Annotated in this window: 16 protein-coding genes and 1 tRNA gene; 11 read left to right on the top strand and 6 right to left on the bottom strand. The window is 66.3% G+C overall.

Features of this window, described 5'->3' with window-relative positions; genetic code table 11:
- The first annotated feature begins 27 nt into the window (after positions 1–27).
- Entirely contained in the window at positions 28–1,491 is a 1,464-nt protein-coding gene (locus FJQ54_RS09440) for a S41 family peptidase (protein ID WP_140928167.1), read from the top strand.
- An 18-nt stretch (positions 1,492–1,509) separates the two neighbouring features.
- Here the strand turns inward: FJQ54_RS09440 and FJQ54_RS09435 are convergent, their stop codons facing one another.
- On the bottom strand, positions 1,510–2,379 hold the full coding sequence (locus tag FJQ54_RS09435) for an LOG family protein (RefSeq protein WP_140928166.1): 870 nt from the start codon (positions 2,377–2,379) through the stop codon (positions 1,510–1,512).
- A gap of 135 nt (positions 2,380–2,514) precedes the next feature.
- Here FJQ54_RS09435 and FJQ54_RS09430 point away from each other — a divergent pair, with 135 nt between their 5' ends.
- The 4 genes from FJQ54_RS09430 (at position 2,515) to FJQ54_RS09415 (ending at position 7,700) form a co-directional block, all read left to right on the top strand.
- Positions 2,515–3,636 carry a phosphoserine transaminase gene (locus FJQ54_RS09430; RefSeq protein ID WP_140928165.1) on the top strand — a complete coding sequence of 374 codons (1,122 nt, stop codon included), beginning with the start codon at positions 2,515–2,517 and terminating at the stop codon, positions 3,634–3,636.
- A gap of 3 nt (positions 3,637–3,639) precedes the next feature.
- Positions 3,640–5,220: a phosphoglycerate dehydrogenase gene (gene serA, locus FJQ54_RS09425; RefSeq protein ID WP_140928164.1), complete on the top strand. Its 1,581-nt coding sequence runs from the start codon at positions 3,640–3,642 to the stop codon at positions 5,218–5,220.
- Complete coding sequence (locus FJQ54_RS09420) at positions 5,217–6,317, top strand: ATP phosphoribosyltransferase regulatory subunit (protein ID WP_140928163.1); 1,101 nt, start codon at positions 5,217–5,219, stop codon at positions 6,315–6,317. The genes serA and FJQ54_RS09420 overlap by 4 nt, the downstream gene beginning before the upstream one ends.
- 93 nt (positions 6,318–6,410) lie before the next feature.
- Positions 6,411–7,700 carry an adenylosuccinate synthase gene (locus tag FJQ54_RS09415; protein ID WP_140928162.1) on the top strand — a complete coding sequence of 430 codons (1,290 nt, stop codon included), beginning with the start codon at positions 6,411–6,413 and terminating at the stop codon, positions 7,698–7,700.
- 9 nt (positions 7,701–7,709) lie between these two features.
- On the opposite strand, the gene FJQ54_RS09410 is transcribed toward FJQ54_RS09415, so the two are convergent.
- Complete coding sequence (locus tag FJQ54_RS09410) at positions 7,710–8,120, bottom strand: hypothetical protein (RefSeq protein WP_140928161.1); 411 nt, start codon at positions 8,118–8,120, stop codon at positions 7,710–7,712.
- Positions 8,121–8,309: 189 nt separating this feature from the next.
- The gene (locus tag FJQ54_RS09405; RefSeq protein ID WP_181160077.1) at positions 8,310–9,194 is read right to left on the bottom strand and encodes an alpha/beta fold hydrolase; all 885 of its coding nucleotides are present in this window, start codon (positions 9,192–9,194) and stop codon (positions 8,310–8,312) included.
- A gap of 67 nt (positions 9,195–9,261) precedes the next feature.
- On the opposite strand from FJQ54_RS09405, the gene FJQ54_RS09400 reads away from it, so the two are divergent.
- A complete protein-coding gene (locus tag FJQ54_RS09400; protein WP_140928159.1) occupies positions 9,262–10,131 on the top strand; it encodes an acyl-CoA thioesterase in 870 nt (289 codons plus the stop codon).
- Here FJQ54_RS09400 and FJQ54_RS09395 read toward each other — a convergent pair.
- Together FJQ54_RS09395 and FJQ54_RS09390 are read right to left on the bottom strand one after the other, a co-directional pair.
- Positions 10,128–11,633 carry a tetratricopeptide repeat protein gene (locus FJQ54_RS09395; RefSeq protein WP_140928158.1) on the bottom strand — a complete coding sequence of 502 codons (1,506 nt, stop codon included), beginning with the start codon at positions 11,631–11,633 and terminating at the stop codon, positions 10,128–10,130. The two genes, FJQ54_RS09400 and FJQ54_RS09395, sit on opposite strands and share 4 nt — an antisense overlap.
- A 95-nt stretch (positions 11,634–11,728) precedes the next feature.
- Entirely contained in the window at positions 11,729–13,237 is a 1,509-nt protein-coding gene (locus FJQ54_RS09390; protein WP_140928157.1) for a tetratricopeptide repeat protein, read from the bottom strand.
- A 143-nt stretch (positions 13,238–13,380) separates the two neighbouring features.
- On the opposite strand from FJQ54_RS09390, the gene FJQ54_RS09385 reads away from it, so the two are divergent.
- From FJQ54_RS09385 to FJQ54_RS17490, 5 genes are all read left to right on the top strand, one after another.
- Positions 13,381–14,856, top strand: coding sequence for an alpha/beta hydrolase (locus FJQ54_RS09385; RefSeq protein ID WP_140928156.1), 1,476 nt, complete (start codon positions 13,381–13,383; stop codon positions 14,854–14,856).
- Positions 14,853–16,250 (top strand): alanine/glycine:cation symporter family protein, encoded by a 1,398-nt coding sequence (locus FJQ54_RS09380; protein ID WP_140928155.1) that lies wholly within the window; start codon positions 14,853–14,855, stop codon positions 16,248–16,250. Before FJQ54_RS09385 ends, FJQ54_RS09380 begins: the two co-directional genes overlap by 4 nt.
- A 1-nt stretch (position 16,251) precedes the next feature.
- Positions 16,252–16,674, top strand: coding sequence for an OsmC family protein (locus FJQ54_RS09375; RefSeq protein ID WP_140928154.1), 423 nt, complete (start codon positions 16,252–16,254; stop codon positions 16,672–16,674).
- 79 nt (positions 16,675–16,753) lie between these two features.
- Complete coding sequence (locus FJQ54_RS09370; RefSeq protein ID WP_140928153.1) at positions 16,754–17,326, top strand: DUF2939 domain-containing protein; 573 nt, start codon at positions 16,754–16,756, stop codon at positions 17,324–17,326.
- 106 nt (positions 17,327–17,432) lie between these two features.
- Positions 17,433–17,873 (top strand): MarR family winged helix-turn-helix transcriptional regulator, encoded by a 441-nt coding sequence (locus tag FJQ54_RS17490; protein WP_181160076.1) that lies wholly within the window; start codon positions 17,433–17,435, stop codon positions 17,871–17,873.
- Between the two features lie 177 nt (positions 17,874–18,050).
- Here FJQ54_RS17490 and FJQ54_RS09360 read toward each other — a convergent pair.
- A tRNA-Leu gene (locus FJQ54_RS09360) sits at positions 18,051–18,135 on the bottom strand.
- Positions 18,136–18,419 lie beyond the last annotated feature (284 nt).

The following is an 18,419-nucleotide window of genomic DNA, read 5'->3' as shown; positions in this document are numbered from 1 at the left end:
CCCATTGCAGCCGTTAATCTGGCGGCAATGTTCCAGTCCCGTCTGCTTGCCGCCGTTGCGGTTTCCGCCCTTCTCGCCAGCTGTTCTTCGGGAGGAGGCGGCAGCGGCGGCGGAGCCGTCACGCCGACGCCGACGCCGACGCCCACTCCAACGCCGACACCGACACCGACACCGACACCCACCCCAACACCCACCAGTTGCGGCCTGCGGGACCGGCAGAACTGGGCCGCTGCCCAGCTCGACGAATGGTATCTGTTCCCGGAAACCCTGCCCGCCGCGCCAAACCCGGCCCCCTATTCCACCGTCTCAGACTATGTGGATTCGCTCACCGCCACGGCGCGGGCGCAGGGGAAGGATCGCTACTTCACCTATGTCACCTCGATAGCAGCCGAAAATGCCTATTACGAATCCGGCCAGACGGCCGGGTTCGGCATCCGGCTTCGCACCGATCTTGCCGAGCGGCGACTGTTCGTGGCCGAAGTGTTCGAAATGACGTCCGGCCAGTATCAGGGCCTCGGCCGCGGCACCGAAATCCTGGCAATCGGCAGCAATGCGGACTCGCTGAAAACCGTGAACCAGCTCATCATCGATGGCGGGGAAGATGCCCTTTACGATGCGCTCGGCCCCGGCACCGTCGGCCTTATGCGGGCCATGCAGGTCCGGGATAGGGGGGGCACCCGCGTGATTACGCTGACGAAATCCAACTATTCCATCGCCCCGCTTTCGCCCTACTATGGCGTTAAGATCATCAGCGAAGGCGGCCTGAATGTCGGCTATATAAACCTCAGAACCTTCATCAGCACCGCAGACCCGGCGCTGCGGGAAGCAGTCGGCCGCTTCCGGCGCAACGACATCCGTCACATCATCATAGACCTGCGCTACAATGGCGGCGGCCTCGTCAGCATCGCCGAGCTTCTGGCCAATTTGCTGGGCGACGCGCGAGCTTCAACAGACGTGCTGTCCTACACCGAATTCCGTGCATCCAAGTCGCAATATAATGAAACCGCGCATTTCAGCCGTCAGCCGGAATCCGTCGCGCCGCTGAAGCTGGCCTTTATCACCACGGGGGCCAGCGCCTCCGCCAGCGAACTGGTCATCAACGCCATGCTGCCATGGCTGAAAGAGGATGTGATCCTCGTCGGCGCAAACACCTATGGCAAACCGGTGGGTCAGATCGCGCGGGACCGCGCCGCCTGCGACGACCGGCTGCGAATCGTCGCCTTCGCCACCAAGAACGCGGATCGTCAGGGCGATTATTTCGACGGCCTGTCCCGGGTGGTGTCCCGCAGTTGCCGGGCGGACGACGATCTCGACTTTGAGATGGGCTATCCGTTTGAAGATTCAACAAAAGTCGCCCTCGCTGCGCTGAGGGGCGAAAGCTGCACCCCCATCAACGGCATCTCGACATCGCAGTCGCTGTCGTCCCGCCCGAAACTGCTGGTGCCCGACAGGCCGACCGTCGCCCAGCGCGAAGCGCCGGGGACGTTTTGACCTGTCAGACCGTCGGGATCAGGCCGCCTTCGCGGTCTCCGCCGTCTGGCGGCACACATAGTCCCACGCTTCTTCGGCGGTTTCCACGAAGTGGAACAACTCCAGATCGCGCGGCGAAATCACCCCTTCATCCGCCAGCGCTTCGAAGTTCATCACCTTGCCCCAGAATTCCCGCCCGAACAGCAAGATAGGGATTCGCGCCATCTTGCCGGTCTGCACCAGCGTCAGCAGTTCGAACAACTCGTCGAAGGTGCCGAAGCCGCCGGGGAACACGGCCACCGCCCGCGCCCGCATCAGGAAGTGCATCTTCCGCAGCGCGAAATAATGGAACTGGAAGCTCAGGCCCGGCGTCACATAGGCGTTGGGCAGCTGCTCATGCGGCAGGATGATGTTCAAGCCGACAGAAGGCGCGCCAGCATCATGCGCGCCGCGGTTGGCGGCTTCCATGATCGAAGGCCCACCGCCCGAACACACGACATAATCGCGCGGGCCAGCGATGTCGCACTCCCGGCAAGAGGCGAGGAAGGCCAGCTTGCGCGCCTCCTCATAATAGCGCGCCTTGGCCGCCAGCCGCTCCACCACCGCCTTGCGTTCCGGCGAATCGGCCGCCGCGCGCAGATCCTCCACTTCCTCGGGCGAGGGAATCCGCGCGGAGCCGTAAAACACGAAGGTGGAGGCGATCCCGGCTTCCGTCAGCAGCAGCTCGGGCTTCATCAGCTCCAGCTGGAACCGCACGGGCCGCAATTCCTCGCGCAGCAGGAAATCGTCGTCCTGAAAGGCGAGGCGATAGGCGGGATGCTCCGTCTGCGCCGTGGGGGTGGGGTTGGCCGCGAAACCAGCTTCGCGGGACGCCGGCTTGAACGGCGTGTGCACTGCTTCTTTTTTCATTGCCAGCCAACATAATCATTCGCGCGACGGATTTCCACCGCTGCGGCTTTCGCTTGACCGGCGCAGTTTCGCCTGTATTGGCGGCAGCGGGCCACGCCGTCCCAACGCGGCGCGAGCTCTCTGAGAGGAGAGAATATGACTGCCAAGCCTGTCGTGCGCCCCGCGCGCGCGCATTTTTCGTCCGGCCCCTGCGCAAAACGCCCCGGATACACCCTTTCCACCCTCCCCACGGACAGCCTCGGGCGCTCTCACCGCGCCAAGATCGGCAAGACGCGCCTGAAAGACGCGATTGACCGCACCCGCGCCGTGCTGGGAGTTCCCGAAGACTATCGCATCGGCATTGTCCCCGCGTCTGACACGGGCGCCTATGAAATGGCGATGTGGAGCCTGCTGGGCGCGAAGCCCGTCACCGCCATCGCCTGGGAAAGCTTCGGCGAAGGCTGGGTGACGGATGCGGTGAAGCAGCTGAAGCTGAACCCCACCGTGATCAAGGCCGATTATGGCGTGCTGCCCGACCTCTCCGCAGTCGATCAGGCGTCTGACATTCTCTTCACATGGAACGGCACCACCTCGGGCGTGCGCGTTCCCAACGCGGACTGGATTTCGGACAGCCGCGAAGGCCTGACGCTGTGCGACGCGACAAGCGCCGCCTTCGCGCAAGACCTGCCGTTCGCGAAGCTCGATGTCGTGACCTTCAGCTGGCAGAAGGTGCTGGGCGGCGAAGGCGCGCACGGCATCCTGATCCTGTCCCCGCGCGCGGTCGCCCGGCTGGAAAGCTACTCGCCCGCATGGCCGCTGCCCAAGATCTTCCGCCTGACGAAGGGCGGCAAGCTGATCGAAGGCATTTTCAGCGGCGAGACCATCAACACCCCCTCCATGCTGGCGGTGGAAGATTATCTGGACGCCCTGCGCTGGGCCGAAAGCATCGGCGGCCTCCCCGCCCTGTTCGCCCGCGCGGACGCGAACGCTGCTGCGCTGAACGCGTGGGTGGATCGCACGCCATGGGCTTCGAACCTCGCGGTCGATCCCGCCACCCGCTCCAACACCTCGGTCTGCATCAAGATCGACGGCCCGGCCGAGCTGCCCAAGGCGATGGCGTCCCTCCTCGAAAAGGAAGGCGTCGCGTTCGACATCAACGGCTATCGCGATGCCCCGCCCAGCTTGCGCATCTGGTGCGGCGCGACCGTGGACACCGCCGATATCGAAGCCCTGATTCCCTGGCTCGACTGGGCCTATGCCACCGCGAAGGAGGCCTGAGACATGCCCAAAGTCCTGATTTCCGATAAAATGTCCCCCAAGGCCGCCGAAATCTTCCGCGCCCGCGGCATCGAAGTGGTGGAAAAGCCCGGCCTCACCAAGGAAGAACTGGCCGCCATCATCGGCGACTATGACGGCCTCGCCATCCGCTCCTCCACCAAGGCGACGGCGCAGCTGCTGGAACATGCGACGAAGCTGAAAGTGATCGGCCGCGCCGGCATCGGCGTGGACAATGTGGACGTGCCCGCCGCCACCGCGCGCGGCATCGTCGTGATGAACACGCCGTTCGGCAACTCGATCACCACGGCCGAACATGCCATCGCCCTGATGTTCGCGCTGGCCCGCCAACTGCCGGAAGCCGACGCCTCCACGCAGGCAGGCAAGTGGGAAAAGAACCGCTTCATGGGGGTGGAAGTCACCTCCAAGACGCTGGGGCTGATCGGCTGCGGCAACATCGGCTCCATCGTCGCGGAGCGCGGGCTGGGGCTGAAGATGAAGGTGGTCGCCTTCGATCCCTTCCTCACGCCGGAACGGGCGCAGGACATCGGCGTGGAAAAGGTCACGCTGGAGGAACTGCTAGCGAAGGCGGATTTCATCACCCTGCACACGCCGCTGACGGACAGCACCCGCAATATCCTCTCGGCCGAAAACCTCGCCAAGACGAAGAAGGGCGTGCGCATCATCAACTGCGCGCGTGGCGGCCTGATCGACGAAGCGGCGTTGAAGGCGGGGCTGGATTCCGGCCATATCGCCGGCGCGGCGCTGGACGTGTTCGTGGAAGAACCCGCCACCCAAAGCCCGCTGTTCGGCACCCCCAACTTCATCTCCACCCCGCACCTCGGCGCGTCGACAGACGAAGCCCAGGTGAATGTGGCGATCCAGGTGGCCGAGCAGATGTCGGACTTCCTGCTGACGGGCGGCGTCTCCAACGCATTGAACATGCCCAGCCTTTCGGCGGAAGACGCGCCGAAGCTGAAGCCTTACATGGCGCTGGCGGAATATCTGGGCCATCTGATCGGCCAGCTGACGGGCGATGAAATCCGCGCCGTCACGGTGGAAGTGGAAGGGGCCGCCGCCCAGCTCAACATCAAGCCGATCACCGGCGCGGTGCTGGCCGGGCTGATGCGCACCTTCTCCGACACGGTGAACATGGTGAACGCGCCCACGATGGCGCGGGACCGCAACATCGAAGTCGCCGAAGTGCGGCATGAACGCGACACCGATTACCAGACTCTGGTGCGGGTGAAGGTGAAGTCGGCGTCCGGCGAACGCTCGGTCGCGGGCACGCTGTTCGGGGCCGCGCAGCCGCGCCTTGTCGAGATTTTCGGCATCAAGGTGGAAGCGGATTTCGCGAACCGGATGATCTTCATCATCAACGAGGACAAGCCCGGTTTCATCGGCCGTCTCGGCACCAAGCTGGGCGAAGTCGGTGTCAACATCGGCACCTTCCACCTCGGCCGCCGCGATGCGGGCGCGGAAGCGATCCTGCTGCTGTCGATCGACTCGCCCGTCGATGGCGGCACGCTGAAGGACATCGCAACCCTTCCCGGCGTGAAAACCGCAAAGGCGCTGACGTTCGGGTGACGGATCGAGTTGCCCTCCTGCCCTCAGGCTTCCGCGACCGGCTGCCGCCGGCCGCGGAAGCTGCGTCTGCGCTCACCCGCACCCTCGTCGACGGCTTCGCCGCGCGCGGGTATGAGCGCGTCTCCCCGCCGCTGGTGGAGCATGAGGCGGGGCTGGCCAGCTGGCTGGGCAAGCCGCTGGGCGGCGCGCTGTTCCGCACCACGGACCCGACCACCGGCGAAGGCCTCGCGCTGCGCCCGGATATCACCGGCCAGGTCGCGCGCATCGCCGCCACCCGGCTGGCGGCCGCGCCGCGCCCGCTGCGGCTGGCCTATGCAGGCCCGGTTCTGCGCGGCCGTGCCGGGCAACTCTCGCCCGAACGCGAACTCACGCAGACGGGCGCGGAACTGATCGGCACCGATGATGTCGCGGCGCTGGCCGAACTGATCACAACCGCTGTGGAGGCGCTGACGGCGGCTGGCGTCAGCGGCCTTTCCGTCGATCTCACCACGCCGGACCTTGTGGCAGAGCTTGCGGCAGTGCCATGGCCGGTTTCAGACCTCCCCGGCCTGCTCGCCGCGCTGGACGGCAAGGATTGGGGCCTGCTGGAAATCCGCGAACGCGCGCCCTATCGTGCCCTGCTGGAGGCCGCAGGCGAAGCAGCCAACGCCTTGCCGCTGCTGGCGAAAATCGCACCCGACCTCTCCGCCCGGCTGGCCGCTCTGGCCGCATTGCTGCCCGGCGTGCGCATCACCATCGATCCCACCGAGCGGCATGGCTTCGAATATCACAGCTGGTGCGCCTTCTCCCTGTTCGGCCATGTGAACGGCCAGCCGCTGCGCGCCGAAATCGGCCGTGGCGGGGCCTATCGCGTGCGCCACCCGGACGGCACGGAGGAACGGGCGGCGGGCGTCTCGCTCTATGTCGACATGCTGGTGGATGCCGGGCTTGGGGCCAGCGCCCGCCGCCGCATCTTCCTGCCCGAAGGCACGCTGACGGAAACCGGCGCGCAACTCAGGGCCGACGGCTGGGCCACGGTGCAGGCGCTTTCGCCCGACGATTCCGCCGAAGGCTGCAGCCATGTCTGGAACGGACGCGAAGCAGTCGCTAAGGGCTGACCGGAAAGGAACATATCTTGGCGAATGTGGTGGTCATCGGCGCTCAATGGGGCCCCGCAGCGCGAATGCGCTGCAAGAAGGAAACGTCGCCCAATGGCTAACGTCGTCGTGATCGGCGCCCAATGGGGTGACGAGGGGAAGGGCAAGATCGTCGACTGGCTGTCGGCGCGGGCCGATGTGGTGGTGCGCTTTCAGGGCGGCCACAACGCCGGGCACACGCTGGTGGTGGGCAATCAGGTCTACAAACTCTCGCTGCTGCCCTCGGGAATCGTGCGCGGCACGCTGTCTCTCATCGGCAACGGCGTCGTGCTGGACCCATGGGCGCTGCGCGACGAAATCGGCCGCCTGCGCGGGCAAGGCGTTCAGATCACGCCGGAAAAACTGCTGGTGGCGGACAATTGCCCGCTGATCCTGCCGTTCCACCGCGATCTGGACGCGCTGCGCGAAGACGCCAGCGGGGCCGGCAAGATCGGCACGACGCGGCGCGGCATCGGCCCGGCCTATGAAGACAAGGTCGGCCGCCGCGCGCTTCGCTTGTGCGACCTCGCCGATCTCGACAACGCCGCGCCGCAGATCGACCGGCTGCTGGCGCACCACAATGCACTGCGCGCGGGCTTCAACGTGGAACCGATCGACCGCGAGGCGCTGTTGGCCGAACTGCGCGAGATCGCGCCGGATATCCTGCCCTATGCCGCCCCCGTGTGGCTCACGCTGGCCGCCAAGCGGCGGCAGCGCGCGCGCATCCTGTTCGAAGGCGCGCAGGGCGTGCTGCTGGATGTCGATCATGGCACCTACCCCTTCGTCACCTCGTCCAACGTGGTGGCGGGGCAGGCGGCGGCCGGGTCCGGCATGGGTCCGGGCGCGATCAACTATGTGCTGGGCATCGTGAAGGCCTACACCACGCGCGTCGGCTCAGGCCCCTTCCCCAGCGAACTGACGGATGCAACCGGCGAACGGCTGGGCGAACGCGGCCGCGAATTCGGCACCGTCACGGGGCGCAAGCGCCGCTGCGGTTGGTTCGACGCCGCGCTGGTGAAGCAATCCATTTCCCTCTCCGGCGTGGACGGCATCGCGCTGACCAAGCTGGACGTGCTGGACGGCTTCGATGAACTGCTGGTGTGCACCGCTTATGAGGTGAACGGCCGCACGCTGGAGTACCTCCCCTCCAGCGCCGCCGAACAGGCTGCGGCAAAGCCTGTATATGAACGCTTCGAAGGCTGGCAGGAAAGCACGCAGGGCGCGCGCAGCTGGGCTGACCTTCCGGCGGCGGCGATCAAATATATCCGCCGCATCGAGGAACTGATCGATTGCCCGGTGGCCCTCGTCAGCACCAGCCCGGAACGCGAGGACACCATCATCGTCCGCGATCCGTTCCGGGACTAACCCCGCAGGCTAGAAGCGAAACCCCGAAATCGGCGGCGCGCCGCCAACCGCCGATTTCGGCATGATTTCAATGCCCGCGATTTCGCCGCCCACCTGATGGATGCCGAAATCGAAGGTCGCCGCCATCTTGCCGAAGTGCTGCTCCGGCCCAAGCCAGCGGCGGCCTTCCATCACATGCATGCGATAGGTTCCGGGCCGCATCCGCACCGCGACGCTCTGGCCGGTGCGCAGATAGGCTTCCGCTACCAGCTGCCCAGACCCTTCGGCGCGGAACCGAACCACCTTCAACAGCCGGTCGCCGGACTTGTCGATCACATTGTAGGGAACAGCACCGGGCAGCGGCTTTCCGCTCACCGGATAGGCCGTCATCGCCGCACCGGGGAATTCATATTCGGACTCCGGGCCGACAGCGTCGGTCACGCCATTGATCCCCGCTGATTTCAGCCAGACGGCCAGCGAAAAAAGGGTCAACGCCAGAACGATCAGAGCTGCCCGACCAAGGGGCCTGCCGACCGTCCGGGCAAAGGCCGGATGTGGGACCATTCCATCTTGCGGCGAACGCCGCATATAATCACGCTCTGCTACACTCACCGCGACCACCAATTTTATCTATTGTTGGCTTTTCTTTATCACGGCTTTTTCATCGTTGGAATGTCTGTCAGCGGCAGCCAGCAAATTTGCGATTGCCTGCACCACAGCCCCCGGCTGATCCAGCATGATCATATGCCCGCTGCCCGGCACCAGCCGCGCCTCCCCCTTCGCGGAAAGCGTGGCGAGCGGATCGGCAAACCCATCGGCCGCCACCCCCTGCGGACCGGGCCGCAACACGATCAGCGGAACCGTCAGGCTGCCCGGCCCCTGATCCGCCAGCCCGGCAGAGGTGCTTTCCCCGGCCGATTCAATTTCCGAAAGCCTCGCCTCCCACCGGGCCAGCGCCGCCTGCCGGTCCTCTGCCTTGCAGCGGGCGAGATCGGGCCGATCGGCCGGGAATTCATCCGCCGTCAGCGCCGCCACACAACCCCGCGACCGCGCGACCAGCGGCGCAAATGCGCCGGGCCTGGAAAGGCCCGTCGGGTCCAGCAGCAACAGCCCTGCCACATCGGCCGGAAACAGCCGCACGAAATGCCGCATGTTCAACCCGCCCAGCGAATGCCCCACCAGCAGCCATGGCCCCGGCAGCTTCGCGGCGGTTGCCGCGGCCTGCAGGTCGCGCGCCACCGCCTCGCCATCGCGCGGCATCGGGCCGGGGCTGCTCTTGCCCTGCCCTGCCCTGTCTGCCGCGCAGGCCCGCACGTCGCCCGGCAATTGCGCCATCACCCGCCGCCACACCCGGCTGTCCGCCGCCCAGCCCGCGTCGAACAGCACGACAGGGCCAGAACTGCCCTGACAATAGAGGTTCAGCGTCCGCCCGTCCGGCAACGCAACCGGCAAATCCACCGGGGCAGCCATCGCCGGGGCCGCAACCAGCAACAGGGCTGAAACAAGCATCCGCATCACCACTGGCCTGCCTCTGAAAGCCGCAGGTTGCAAGGCCGCCCGGCTGCCCTTAACCGCTGGCCCCATGTCCACACCACTCTCCCGCCTCGTCGCCCTCCTCGATGTCGAGGAAATCGAAGTCGATCTCTATCGCGGGGCCAACACCGATGCCGGCTGGGAACGCGTCTATGGCGGGCAGGTGGTGGCGCAGGCGCTGGCCGCCGCGCAGCGCACCGTGCCGGATGACCGCCCCGTCCATTCGCTGCACAGCTATTTCATCCGCCCCGGCGAACCGCGAATCCCCATCCTTTACAAGGTGGACCGCGAACGAGACGGGGCCAGCTTCACCACGCGGCGCGTCACCGCGATCCAACACGGCCGGGCGATCTTCTCGCTGGCGGCCAGCTTCCAGATCGTCGAACCCGGCCTTTCGCATCAGGACAGCCTGCCTGCCGTAAAAGGCCCCGATGGCCTGCTGAACGAGGCCGAACTGCACACCCTTGCCGGAGACAGGGTGCCCGAACCCTTCCGCACAGCATGGGCCGAACGTGACCGACCGTTCGAATTCCGCTCCGTGGAACGGCACAATCCCTTCAACCCGAAGCCGACCGAACCGATCAGCCACAACTGGTTCCGCGCGGATGGCGAGGTTCCCGAAGGACAGGCGCTGCGCGCAGCCATGTTCGCCTACGCCACCGACATGACCCTGCTGGACACCTGTATCCTGCCGCATGGCATTTCATGGACTGACCCGAAGCTGCAATCCGCCAGCCTCGATCACGCCATCTGGTTCCACCATCAGCCGGACCCGTCCGCTTGGCACCTGTACGATCAGTCCAGCCCGGCAGCTTCCGGCGGGCGCGGACTGAATATCGGCAAGATTTTCCGGCAGGATGGCCTGCTGGTCGCGACCGTGGTGCAGGAAGGGCTGATCCGCTACCGCAACGGGGGCTAGCGCCGCCGCCCGATCTGCCCGCCCGCGATCTGCTGGCGACGCAAGTCCTCAACCTGCCCCTGCACCCCCGCCACATCCCCGGCGCGAGCCTTCACCAGCATCCGCTGCGCCAGTTCAGAGGCCGGGCCGCCGTGCGGTGCCCATGCCAGCGGCTCCAGAACCTGCGCGGCCTCCCCGGTGCGCCCGGCGTTCGCCAGCGCCAGCGCGGCGTCCAGCACCACGTCATTCACTTGCGGGGCCAGCCGATAGGCCTTCATCAACGCCTCCAGCGCCTGATCGGGCATCGGCTGCGCCGTGCTGCGATACAGGCGGGAATAGGCCAGCGCGGTGCGCCAGTCCTGCGGGTTGGCGCGCATCGCCCGCAACAGATAGGTGCGCGCCACCTCCGGCTGGCCCAGCAGCCGCGCCGCCTGCGCCCGCCAGCGCAACAGGTCCGCATCGTCCGGCGTGCGGGCCAGTTGCGCATCCAGCAAGTCCGCCGCCGCCATGGGCGATCCAAGCTGCAGTTCACCCAGCGCCAGCGCCCGCAGCGCCAGCGGATCGCCGGGGAAGCGCGCGGCGCGCTGGCGCAGATCGGCCAGCGCCTCCTCGCGCCGGTCGGGCGGCACGCCCTGCTCGATCGCGATCATCGGCATCAGCATCGTGGAGGCTGATGCCGGCAACTCGGTGATGCGCACCGTCGGCCGCGTCTCGTCGATGCGGTTGAAGCGCGAATAGGTCGCCTCGCGCACCACATAGCGCCTCAGCTTCGCCTCGAAGGCGCGGAAATCCGGGTCGATATGAGTGCGGAACGCCTCCACCGGGTCTGCGCCGGCTGCATAGGCCTTCAGATAATCGCTCAGCCGTCCGCGCATACCCGGCGCGCGGAACAGATAATGCGTCAGCAGCCAGCTTTGGGCATAGAAGATCGCGGAGTCGTCGCCGCGCAGCAAAGACGGATCCCGCGCCAGCAGTCGTTCCAGCGGAATCCATGGCGCGCGCACCAGCGTCTGGGCGCGCACGGGGCTGGCGAGCCCATAATCGATGCTGTCATTGCCGAAGCGCGCAGTGGAATAATATTCCGCGAATCCTTCCACATACCAGGCCGGATAGGCGTTGCGGCTGGCACCCAGCAGGAAGTGATGCGCATATTCGTGCAGCAGCAGCGTCTGCGCCAGATCGGGAATGCGGCTGTCGGGCAAATCCTCCATGGCGAACGCGGAAATCCGCCCCGAACTCGCCCGGTAAAAGCCCGACACGCGCGGATCGACAGGCCGCCATGGGCTGGCCTGCGCCATGTCGGAAACGAGGAACACATCCAGCGGTGGCGATCCGGGCGGCAGATCACGTCCGGTCGCCCGCACCAGCAGGGCGTGGAAATCCTCCAGCAAGGCGGCGCGCTGCTCCAGCTTTCTGGCGGGCATGTCCGCATAGACGCGGAACCGCTCCGTTTCCGCCATCTTCCACTGCGCCAGCAATGGCGTGGGAAGCAGCAGCAGCAAAAGGGACAGAAGCAGGCGCACGCAAGACTTTCACCGGGCCATGGTGAACGCAGCGTAACCATCCCGGCGCGCGGGCGAAAGCCGCAAGCGTGTCCTCAACTGTGAACCAATGTAGCCTAATCCGTGCCCACGTTGCCCTGCCCCATCGAAAGGCCCAGCAGCGCTGCGTCCACCGCCTCCTTGTCGCGTGAGCGCAATGCCGTCAGCAGGTTGCGCTCCAACATCATCGGCCCACCGGAATGGGGGTTGTTCACATTGGGCGCGATCAGTGATTCCGCATGTTCGTAATGGCCCGCACGCGCCATCTCCACCCCGGTTTTCATCGTCAGCGCCTGCACCTGCGGCGCGAGGTCCGCCGCCTTCCACAGCACGTCCAGCACGCTCTCGCTCAGCGGCTTGCCGCGCGACGGGAAGCTGTTGCCATAGGCCCACAGCACCTGCCAGTCGTTGGGTGCGGCCTTCCACGCCCGCACCAGCAGCTTGCGCGCAGCGGTGATATCGGCCTGCGAAGCGCCGGGCCGGTCCGCCTTGTAGAGCGAAGCCCGCCAGCGCAGCAGGTCCGCGTCGTCGGGGCTTTCCATCAACAGCGCATCCAGTGTGCGCGCGGCGACGGCCCCGTCTCCGGCGATCGCCTCGGCGATCGCCGCGGCCCGCTTCGCCCACGGGTCGTCCGGGGTGCGCGCGGTCGCTTCGCGCACCCGCGCAAGGCTTTGCGCATCGTCCTCCGCCTTCTGCGGCATTTGCATGGAGAGCAGCGGCAGCAACGCCCCATCAGCCGCCTTCGGCAGCGCCGTCACCCGCACGGATGCAGGCTCCGGCGGCGTCCGCTTGAAGCGCGACAGCGTGGCACCGGAGCCGTTGATATAGGCGCGCAAGCGGGACTGAAACTTCGCCAGATCGGGATCGACCTCGGTTTTGAACGCCTCCACCGGATCGCCTCCCTCCGCCACCTTCTTCAGATAGGCGTTGCGCTTCCCCTGCATCCCATCGACCCGGTTCAAATAATGCGTCAACAGCCAGCTTTGCGCATAGAAATTGCCGAAACCCATGTTCCGCGCCCCGGCCAGCACCTTTTCCAGCGGCTCCCACGGCAGGTTCATCAGGATCCAGTACCGCTCCCGGTTCGCGCCGCCATATTCGATCCGGTCCGGCCGGAACGCGGCTGTCATCACATATTCGGCAAAGCCTTCGCGATACCAGGCCGGCACGGTGCCGCCGCCCATCTGCATCATGAAATGATGCGCATATTCATGCAGCAGCGTGTCCCGCCCGCCAGACCATATATTGTCGAGGTCCGGCTCCGTCGCCACCGCGAAAATCCCGCCCGGCGCGGAAACGTAGAAACCGGCCACATTCTTCCCCACGCCCGGCTGCACGATTGCAAGCTGCTTCTGCTCAGCCACCAGAAAGATATCCAGCCTGGGCGCATCGGCGGGAAAAGTCCTCCCCGTCAGCAGCTCCAGCAACTGGTGATAATCCTCCAGCACGGCCGCTTCCTGCCGCAGCCGCTTCTCGCTCATCGTGCTGTAGATGCGGAAATGCGCCGTCTCGGCCACCAGCCAGCCCGCCTGCGCCGCCCCCGCCGCAAACAGCATCGCCAGCCCCATCAGCAGGCGTATCAACATGGGCTGCGAACCTCCCCGAACGCATGACACCGGGTGAACCTAATCGCCGAAATCCGGCCCCGCAAGCGGGTGCGCGGTGGGCCTGCCGGGCGCATTCCGCAAAAGCCGCTTGCGCCCCGTCCCGTCTCGGCTAGGCATAGCGGATGTCGATTGTGCTCGGGGTTCTCAAAACCATCTTCGTCGGTGCGCTGCTGCTTCTGGCTGCGGTGTTTCTGGTTCGCATGGTGCAATCCATGCGCGGGCCTGATCTGCAGCCATGGCATCTCGTGGTGCCGCCCGAACCCACCGCCAGCGAGATTGACGCGATGGACTGGCCCACATGGCTGAAAGCCGAAGACGCCGCCTTCAAGGTGGTGCAAAGCGAAGTCGTCGCCAAGCTGCCCGCCGATCAGCGCATCGCGCAGAACCGTTACTGGGCGGAATCGCCGATGAATTCGGCCCACCTGCGCACCGATTGGAACCGCAGCTTCACCTTCCGCCCGGAAGGGGAACCGGCGGGCGCAGTGGTGCTGCTGCACGGGTTGACGGACGGCCCCTACAGCCTGCGCCATGTGGCAAAGCTGTATGAAGCGCGCGGCTGGGCCGTCGTCGCCATCCGCAACCCCGGCCATGGCACCGTGCCCGCCGGGCTGACGAAGGCGGGTGCGGATCAGTGGCAGGCGGCCACCCGCCTCGCCGTGCGGGAAGCCACGCGGCTGGCACCCGGCAAGCCGCTGCACATCGTCGGCTATTCCAACGGCGCGGCGCTGGCGATGATGTACGCGCTGGATGCCACGGAAAACCCGAAGCTCGCCGCGCCGCAGAAGGTGGTGCTGATCTCGCCAATGATCGGCCTTACCCGTTTTGCCCGCTTCGCCGGGCTGGCGGCCATGCCCTCCATCTTCCCGGCCTTTGTGAAGGCGGCGTGGCTGGGCATAGAACCTGAATATAACCCGTTCAAATACAATAGCTTCCCGGTGCGCGCCGGGGCGGAATCGCACCGGATGACGGTGATCCTCGGCGAAAAAATCGAAGCCGCGCGTGCCAGCGGCCGCATGGGCCGGCTACCGCCCATCCTCACCTTCCAGTCGGTCGTCGATTCCACCGTCAGCGCGCCCGCCGTGGTGGAGGGGCTTTACAGCCACCTGCCCGCCAACGGCTCGGAACTGGTGCTGTTCGATATCAACCGCGCCGCCTATGTCGGCCCCATGGTGCGCCACAGCGCGCAGACGGCGATCGACAGGCTGCGCCCCGCCGGTCCGCACCGCTATACGCTGACGCTGGTGATGAACGCGGCCCCGGGCGATCCGCAGACGGTGGCGCGCAGCTATGCGCCGGACGCAACCACCCCGCAGGACTATCCGCTGGGCATCGCCTATCGCCGCGATTTCTACTCGCTGGGGCATGTCGCCTTGCCCTTCCCTTTGTCTGACGGGCTTTACGGCGCTGACCCGTCGCCGGATGATCGGCAGGGCGTGGCGCTCGGCGCGCTGGCCGCGCGCGGGGAAAACGGCGTGCTGGGCATCCCGCCATCCGCGCTGGCGCGTGTCAGCTCCAACCCATTCATGCCGTGGATGCTGGGGCGGATGGACCCCGCTGCCCCGCCTGCGCAGACGCCTGAGCAAGCAGCCGCCCAATGAGCTTCGTCGAAACCATCGAAGCCGGGATCGACCGGCTCTCCGCCTTCGTCTTCTACACCGTCTCCATCGGCGGGGTGGAGGTGCAGCTGATCGTGCTGTGGCTGGCCTTCGCGATGGTGTTCGTCACCTTCTGGCTGGGCGTGCCGCAGATTCGCGGCTTTTCGGAAAGCTGGCGCATCCTGCGCGGCAAATATTGGGATCCGACAGCGCCGGGCGAAGTCAGCCAGTTCGCCGCGCTTGCCACCGCGCTGTCGGGCACCATCGGCCTTGGCAATATCGCGGGCATCGGCGTCGCGCTCACGGTGGGCGGGCCGGGCGCGATCTTCTGGATGTTCGTGATCGGCCTGTTCGCGATGGGGCTGAAATGCGCCGAAGTCACTCTGGGGCTGATGTTCCGCGAGGAAATGCCCGGCGGCCGTATCCGTGGCGGCGCGTGGATCACGCTGGAACGGGGGCTCGCCTCCATCGGCCTGCCGAAGCTGGGGCGCGGGCTGGCGCTGTTCTACGCGCTGCTGATGATCGGCGGCTCGCTGTCCCTGTTTCAGGTGAATCAGGCCTATCCGCCGGTTGCGGAACAGCTGGGCTTCGACAACCGGCTGCTGTTCGGCATCATCTTCGCGGTGATGGTGGCGCTGGTGCTGCTCGGCTCCATCCGCTGGATCGCGTCGGCCACCTCCATCCTCGTCCCGGCGATGAGCGTGATTTTCATGGGCGGCTGCCTCGCCATCCTCGTGGCCGGCTATGATCGGGTGCCGCACGCCATCGGCCTGATCGTTTCCGAAGCGTTCAACAGCCAGAGCCTGTTCGGCGGCATCTTGGGGGCCTTCGTCACGGGTATGCGCCGCGCCATCTACAGCTGTGAAGCAGGGCTCGGCACGGCGGTCGCCGCGCACGCGCAGGCGAAAACCCGGCACCCGGCCTCCGAAGGCCTCGTCGCCCTGATCGAGCCGTTCATGGATACGGTGGTGATGTGCACCATCACCGGCATCGCCTTCGTGGTGGCGGACACATGGAACCCGGCCACCAACGGCGGGCTGGAGGGCGTGCAGATCGCTACGGCCGCCTTCGCCACCATCACCCCATGGTTCCCGGCGCTGCTGGCCGTTGCGGTGTTCCTGTTCGCCTATGCCACGGTGATCGCCAACGGCTTCTATGCGGCGGAGGCCTTCCAGTATCTGGTGGGCCATGGCCGCCGCCGCGAGCTGGCGATCAAGCTGGCCTTCTGCTGCATCCTGCCGCTGGGCGTGATCCTGGAAATGGGCAAGATCGTGGATTTCGTGGACTCGGTCTATTTCCTGATGGCCGTGCCCAACATCATCGGCCTCTATCTGCTGGCGAAGCCGCTGCGGGCAGAAATGGAAAGCTACCTCGCGTGGCGCAAGGGAACGAACTGAGATGACAGACGCCCCCACCACCGCCCGGCTGGTTGAAAACGGCCGTAGCCCCTTCGCCGTCGATATCAGCGTCTCCGGCCATACGCTGCTGGGCGACGAGCCGGCGGAGATGGGCGGCGCAGACCTTGGCCCCGCCCCCTATGACCTGCTGGCCTCAGCCCTTGGGGAATGCACCGCGATGACGGTGCGCTGGTATGCAAGGCAGCAGAACTGGCCGCTGGAAAAGGTGGAGGTCACCCTCACGCACCAGAAGGGCGGGCCAAATTCGTCCAGTTCGCGGCAGGACGTGTTCACCAAGACGATCCTCCTCAGCGGAGACGCGTTGACGGCAGATCAACGCGCGAAGCTGATCGAGATCGCTGCCAAATGCCCGGTGCAGCGCACGCTGGAAGGCACGCCGCTGATCCTGACGGCAGCTGAATAAGACGTTCAGCGCGGGTTCGTCCCCGTTCAGCCAAACGCCGCCGCCACCAGCGACTTTTGGCCAAGGACGAACCCTTTTGATGCAGATTGCCCCCACTGCGCTTCGCCGCGTCACCGTTGCCGCCACCGCCATCGCCGCGCTTCCCGCGCTGGCGTTCGGCGGCTGGGTTGCGGCCTCCCTGCGCCTCACGCTGAACGCGATGCAGGGCGCGGCGCTGTCCGGCGATGCGCAGGGCTTTTCCGATCATGTCGATTATCCGGCGCTGCGCCAGTCCCTGAAGGCGGAACTGCGGGCGAACATCGATGCCGAAGCAGCTGCCACGCCTGAGACGTCGCTGAAGGCGCTGGGCCTCGCCATGGCGCGCAACTTCGTCGATCCGCTGGTGGAGAACAGCGTTTCGCCGGAGGCCGTGGGGCTGCTGTTCACCGCCATGGGGGATGGCGGCGTACTCGCAGGCTCTCCGGTTATGGAAAGCCTCGCGCTGCTGGCCGCGCCCGATCTCGACATCCGCCGCGAAGGGTTCAGCAGCTTCCAAGTCGCGCTGGAAGGCAATGAAGCCGCGCCCCGGCTGCTGTTCCGCCGCGACGGCTGGCGCTGGCGGCTTTCCGGCGTCGATCTCGATCCGGCCCGCCTGCCTGCCCCGGCGGCCTGACGCCCCCGCCGCCCCGCTTTCCATTCAAAGCGGATCAATCCGCCCGCCCGGCCACTTGCCTCCCCTGTGCCCGCAAACCATCCTGCTTGCCGGAGGTGGCGGCCATTTGCTGACAGGAACTGAACAGGCGCTCTACACGCTTTTCACCCGTATCGCCGCCGTCGATCAGCTGGGCCGGGCGCTGGTGGAACGCACCCTGCCCCCGCCCGTTACGCTGGCGCAGCTGGCCGTGCTGGGCGAACTGGGCCGCGCCGGTGGAGCGCGAACGCCGCAGGCGCTCGCCACCGCGCTGGGCGTCACCAAGCAGACGATGACGACAACGCTGAAACGGCTGCACCGCGAAGGTCTGGCGCAGGTTCGGATCAGCCCGAAGGATCGCCGTGTGAAGCTGGTCTCGCGCACGGCAGACGGCGCGCGGCTGCACGGCAATTGCCTGCAACGGCTGGGGCCGGAACTGTCGCTGGCGGCAGACGCTGTGCCCAAGGGCCTGATCGAAGCGCTCTCCCCGCGCCTGATGGCCTTGCAGCAGGCGCTGGATCAACCATAGGGGGCGAGCCGCCCCCGCTCAGGCTGAGCCTGTCGAAGCCCATGGAGCAGCCCACCCCGGCTCAGCCATACTGCTTTCACGTCCGGGGCTTCGACAAGCTCAGCCTGAGCGGAATGGAGGCTAGGCAAGGATTCCAGGCTGCAAAAGGATGCAATCGCCATTGGCCTCTGGTCCCGTTGGTACCCCCGGCCGGACTCGAACCGGCAAGCCTTGCGGCATCCGATTTTGAGTCGGACGCGTCTACCAATTCCGCCACAGGGGCAACGGAGCGCTGCTGCTAGCGGCTGAGGCCCAAAAAGAAAAGGCCATTATACTCTTTGCAGACCTGTCGGCCGTTCGGCTTTTGCCCCAGCCCCCCTCCACCCGCTCAGGCGAACCTCACCCGCCACCCGCTCAGGCTGAGCTTGTCGAAGCCCCTTGGAGCAGCCCGCCCCGGCTCCGCCATTGCGCCTTCGCGTCCGGGGCTTCGACAAGCTCAGCCTGAGCGGGGGAGAGGAAGCGGGGCAAAGGGCAGGCAAACCATATCTGTCTGCAAAGGACGCAGTC

Source organism: Sandaracinobacter neustonicus (genome assembly GCF_006385875.1).
GTDB classification, from domain to species: Bacteria; Pseudomonadota; Alphaproteobacteria; order Sphingomonadales; family Sphingomonadaceae; genus Sandaracinobacteroides; species Sandaracinobacteroides neustonicus.
This window is presented reverse-complemented; position numbering and strand designations above follow the sequence as displayed.

Coding starts and splice junctions, on each gene's coding strand:
- FJQ54_RS09400 (WP_140928159.1), top strand. CDS start 9,262: ATGTCCACACCACTCTCCCGCCTCGTCGCCCTCCTCGATGTCGAGGAA.
- FJQ54_RS09390 (WP_140928157.1), bottom strand. CDS start 13,237: ATGTTGATACGCCTGCTGATGGGGCTGGCGATGCTGTTTGCGGCGGGG.
- FJQ54_RS09440 (WP_140928167.1), top strand. CDS start 28: ATGTTCCAGTCCCGTCTGCTTGCCGCCGTTGCGGTTTCCGCCCTTCTC.
- FJQ54_RS09405 (WP_181160077.1), bottom strand. CDS start 9,194: ATGCGGATGCTTGTTTCAGCCCTGTTGCTGGTTGCGGCCCCGGCGATG.
- FJQ54_RS09375 (WP_140928154.1), top strand. CDS start 16,252: ATGACAGACGCCCCCACCACCGCCCGGCTGGTTGAAAACGGCCGTAGC.
- FJQ54_RS09370 (WP_140928153.1), top strand. CDS start 16,754: ATGCAGATTGCCCCCACTGCGCTTCGCCGCGTCACCGTTGCCGCCACC.
- FJQ54_RS09385 (WP_140928156.1), top strand. CDS start 13,381: ATGTCGATTGTGCTCGGGGTTCTCAAAACCATCTTCGTCGGTGCGCTG.
- FJQ54_RS09415 (WP_140928162.1), top strand. CDS start 6,411: ATGGCTAACGTCGTCGTGATCGGCGCCCAATGGGGTGACGAGGGGAAG.
- FJQ54_RS09430 (WP_140928165.1), top strand. CDS start 2,515: ATGACTGCCAAGCCTGTCGTGCGCCCCGCGCGCGCGCATTTTTCGTCC.
- FJQ54_RS09435 (WP_140928166.1), bottom strand. CDS start 2,379: ATGAAAAAAGAAGCAGTGCACACGCCGTTCAAGCCGGCGTCCCGCGAA.
- FJQ54_RS09380 (WP_140928155.1), top strand. CDS start 14,853: ATGAGCTTCGTCGAAACCATCGAAGCCGGGATCGACCGGCTCTCCGCC.
- serA (WP_140928164.1), top strand. CDS start 3,640: ATGCCCAAAGTCCTGATTTCCGATAAAATGTCCCCCAAGGCCGCCGAA.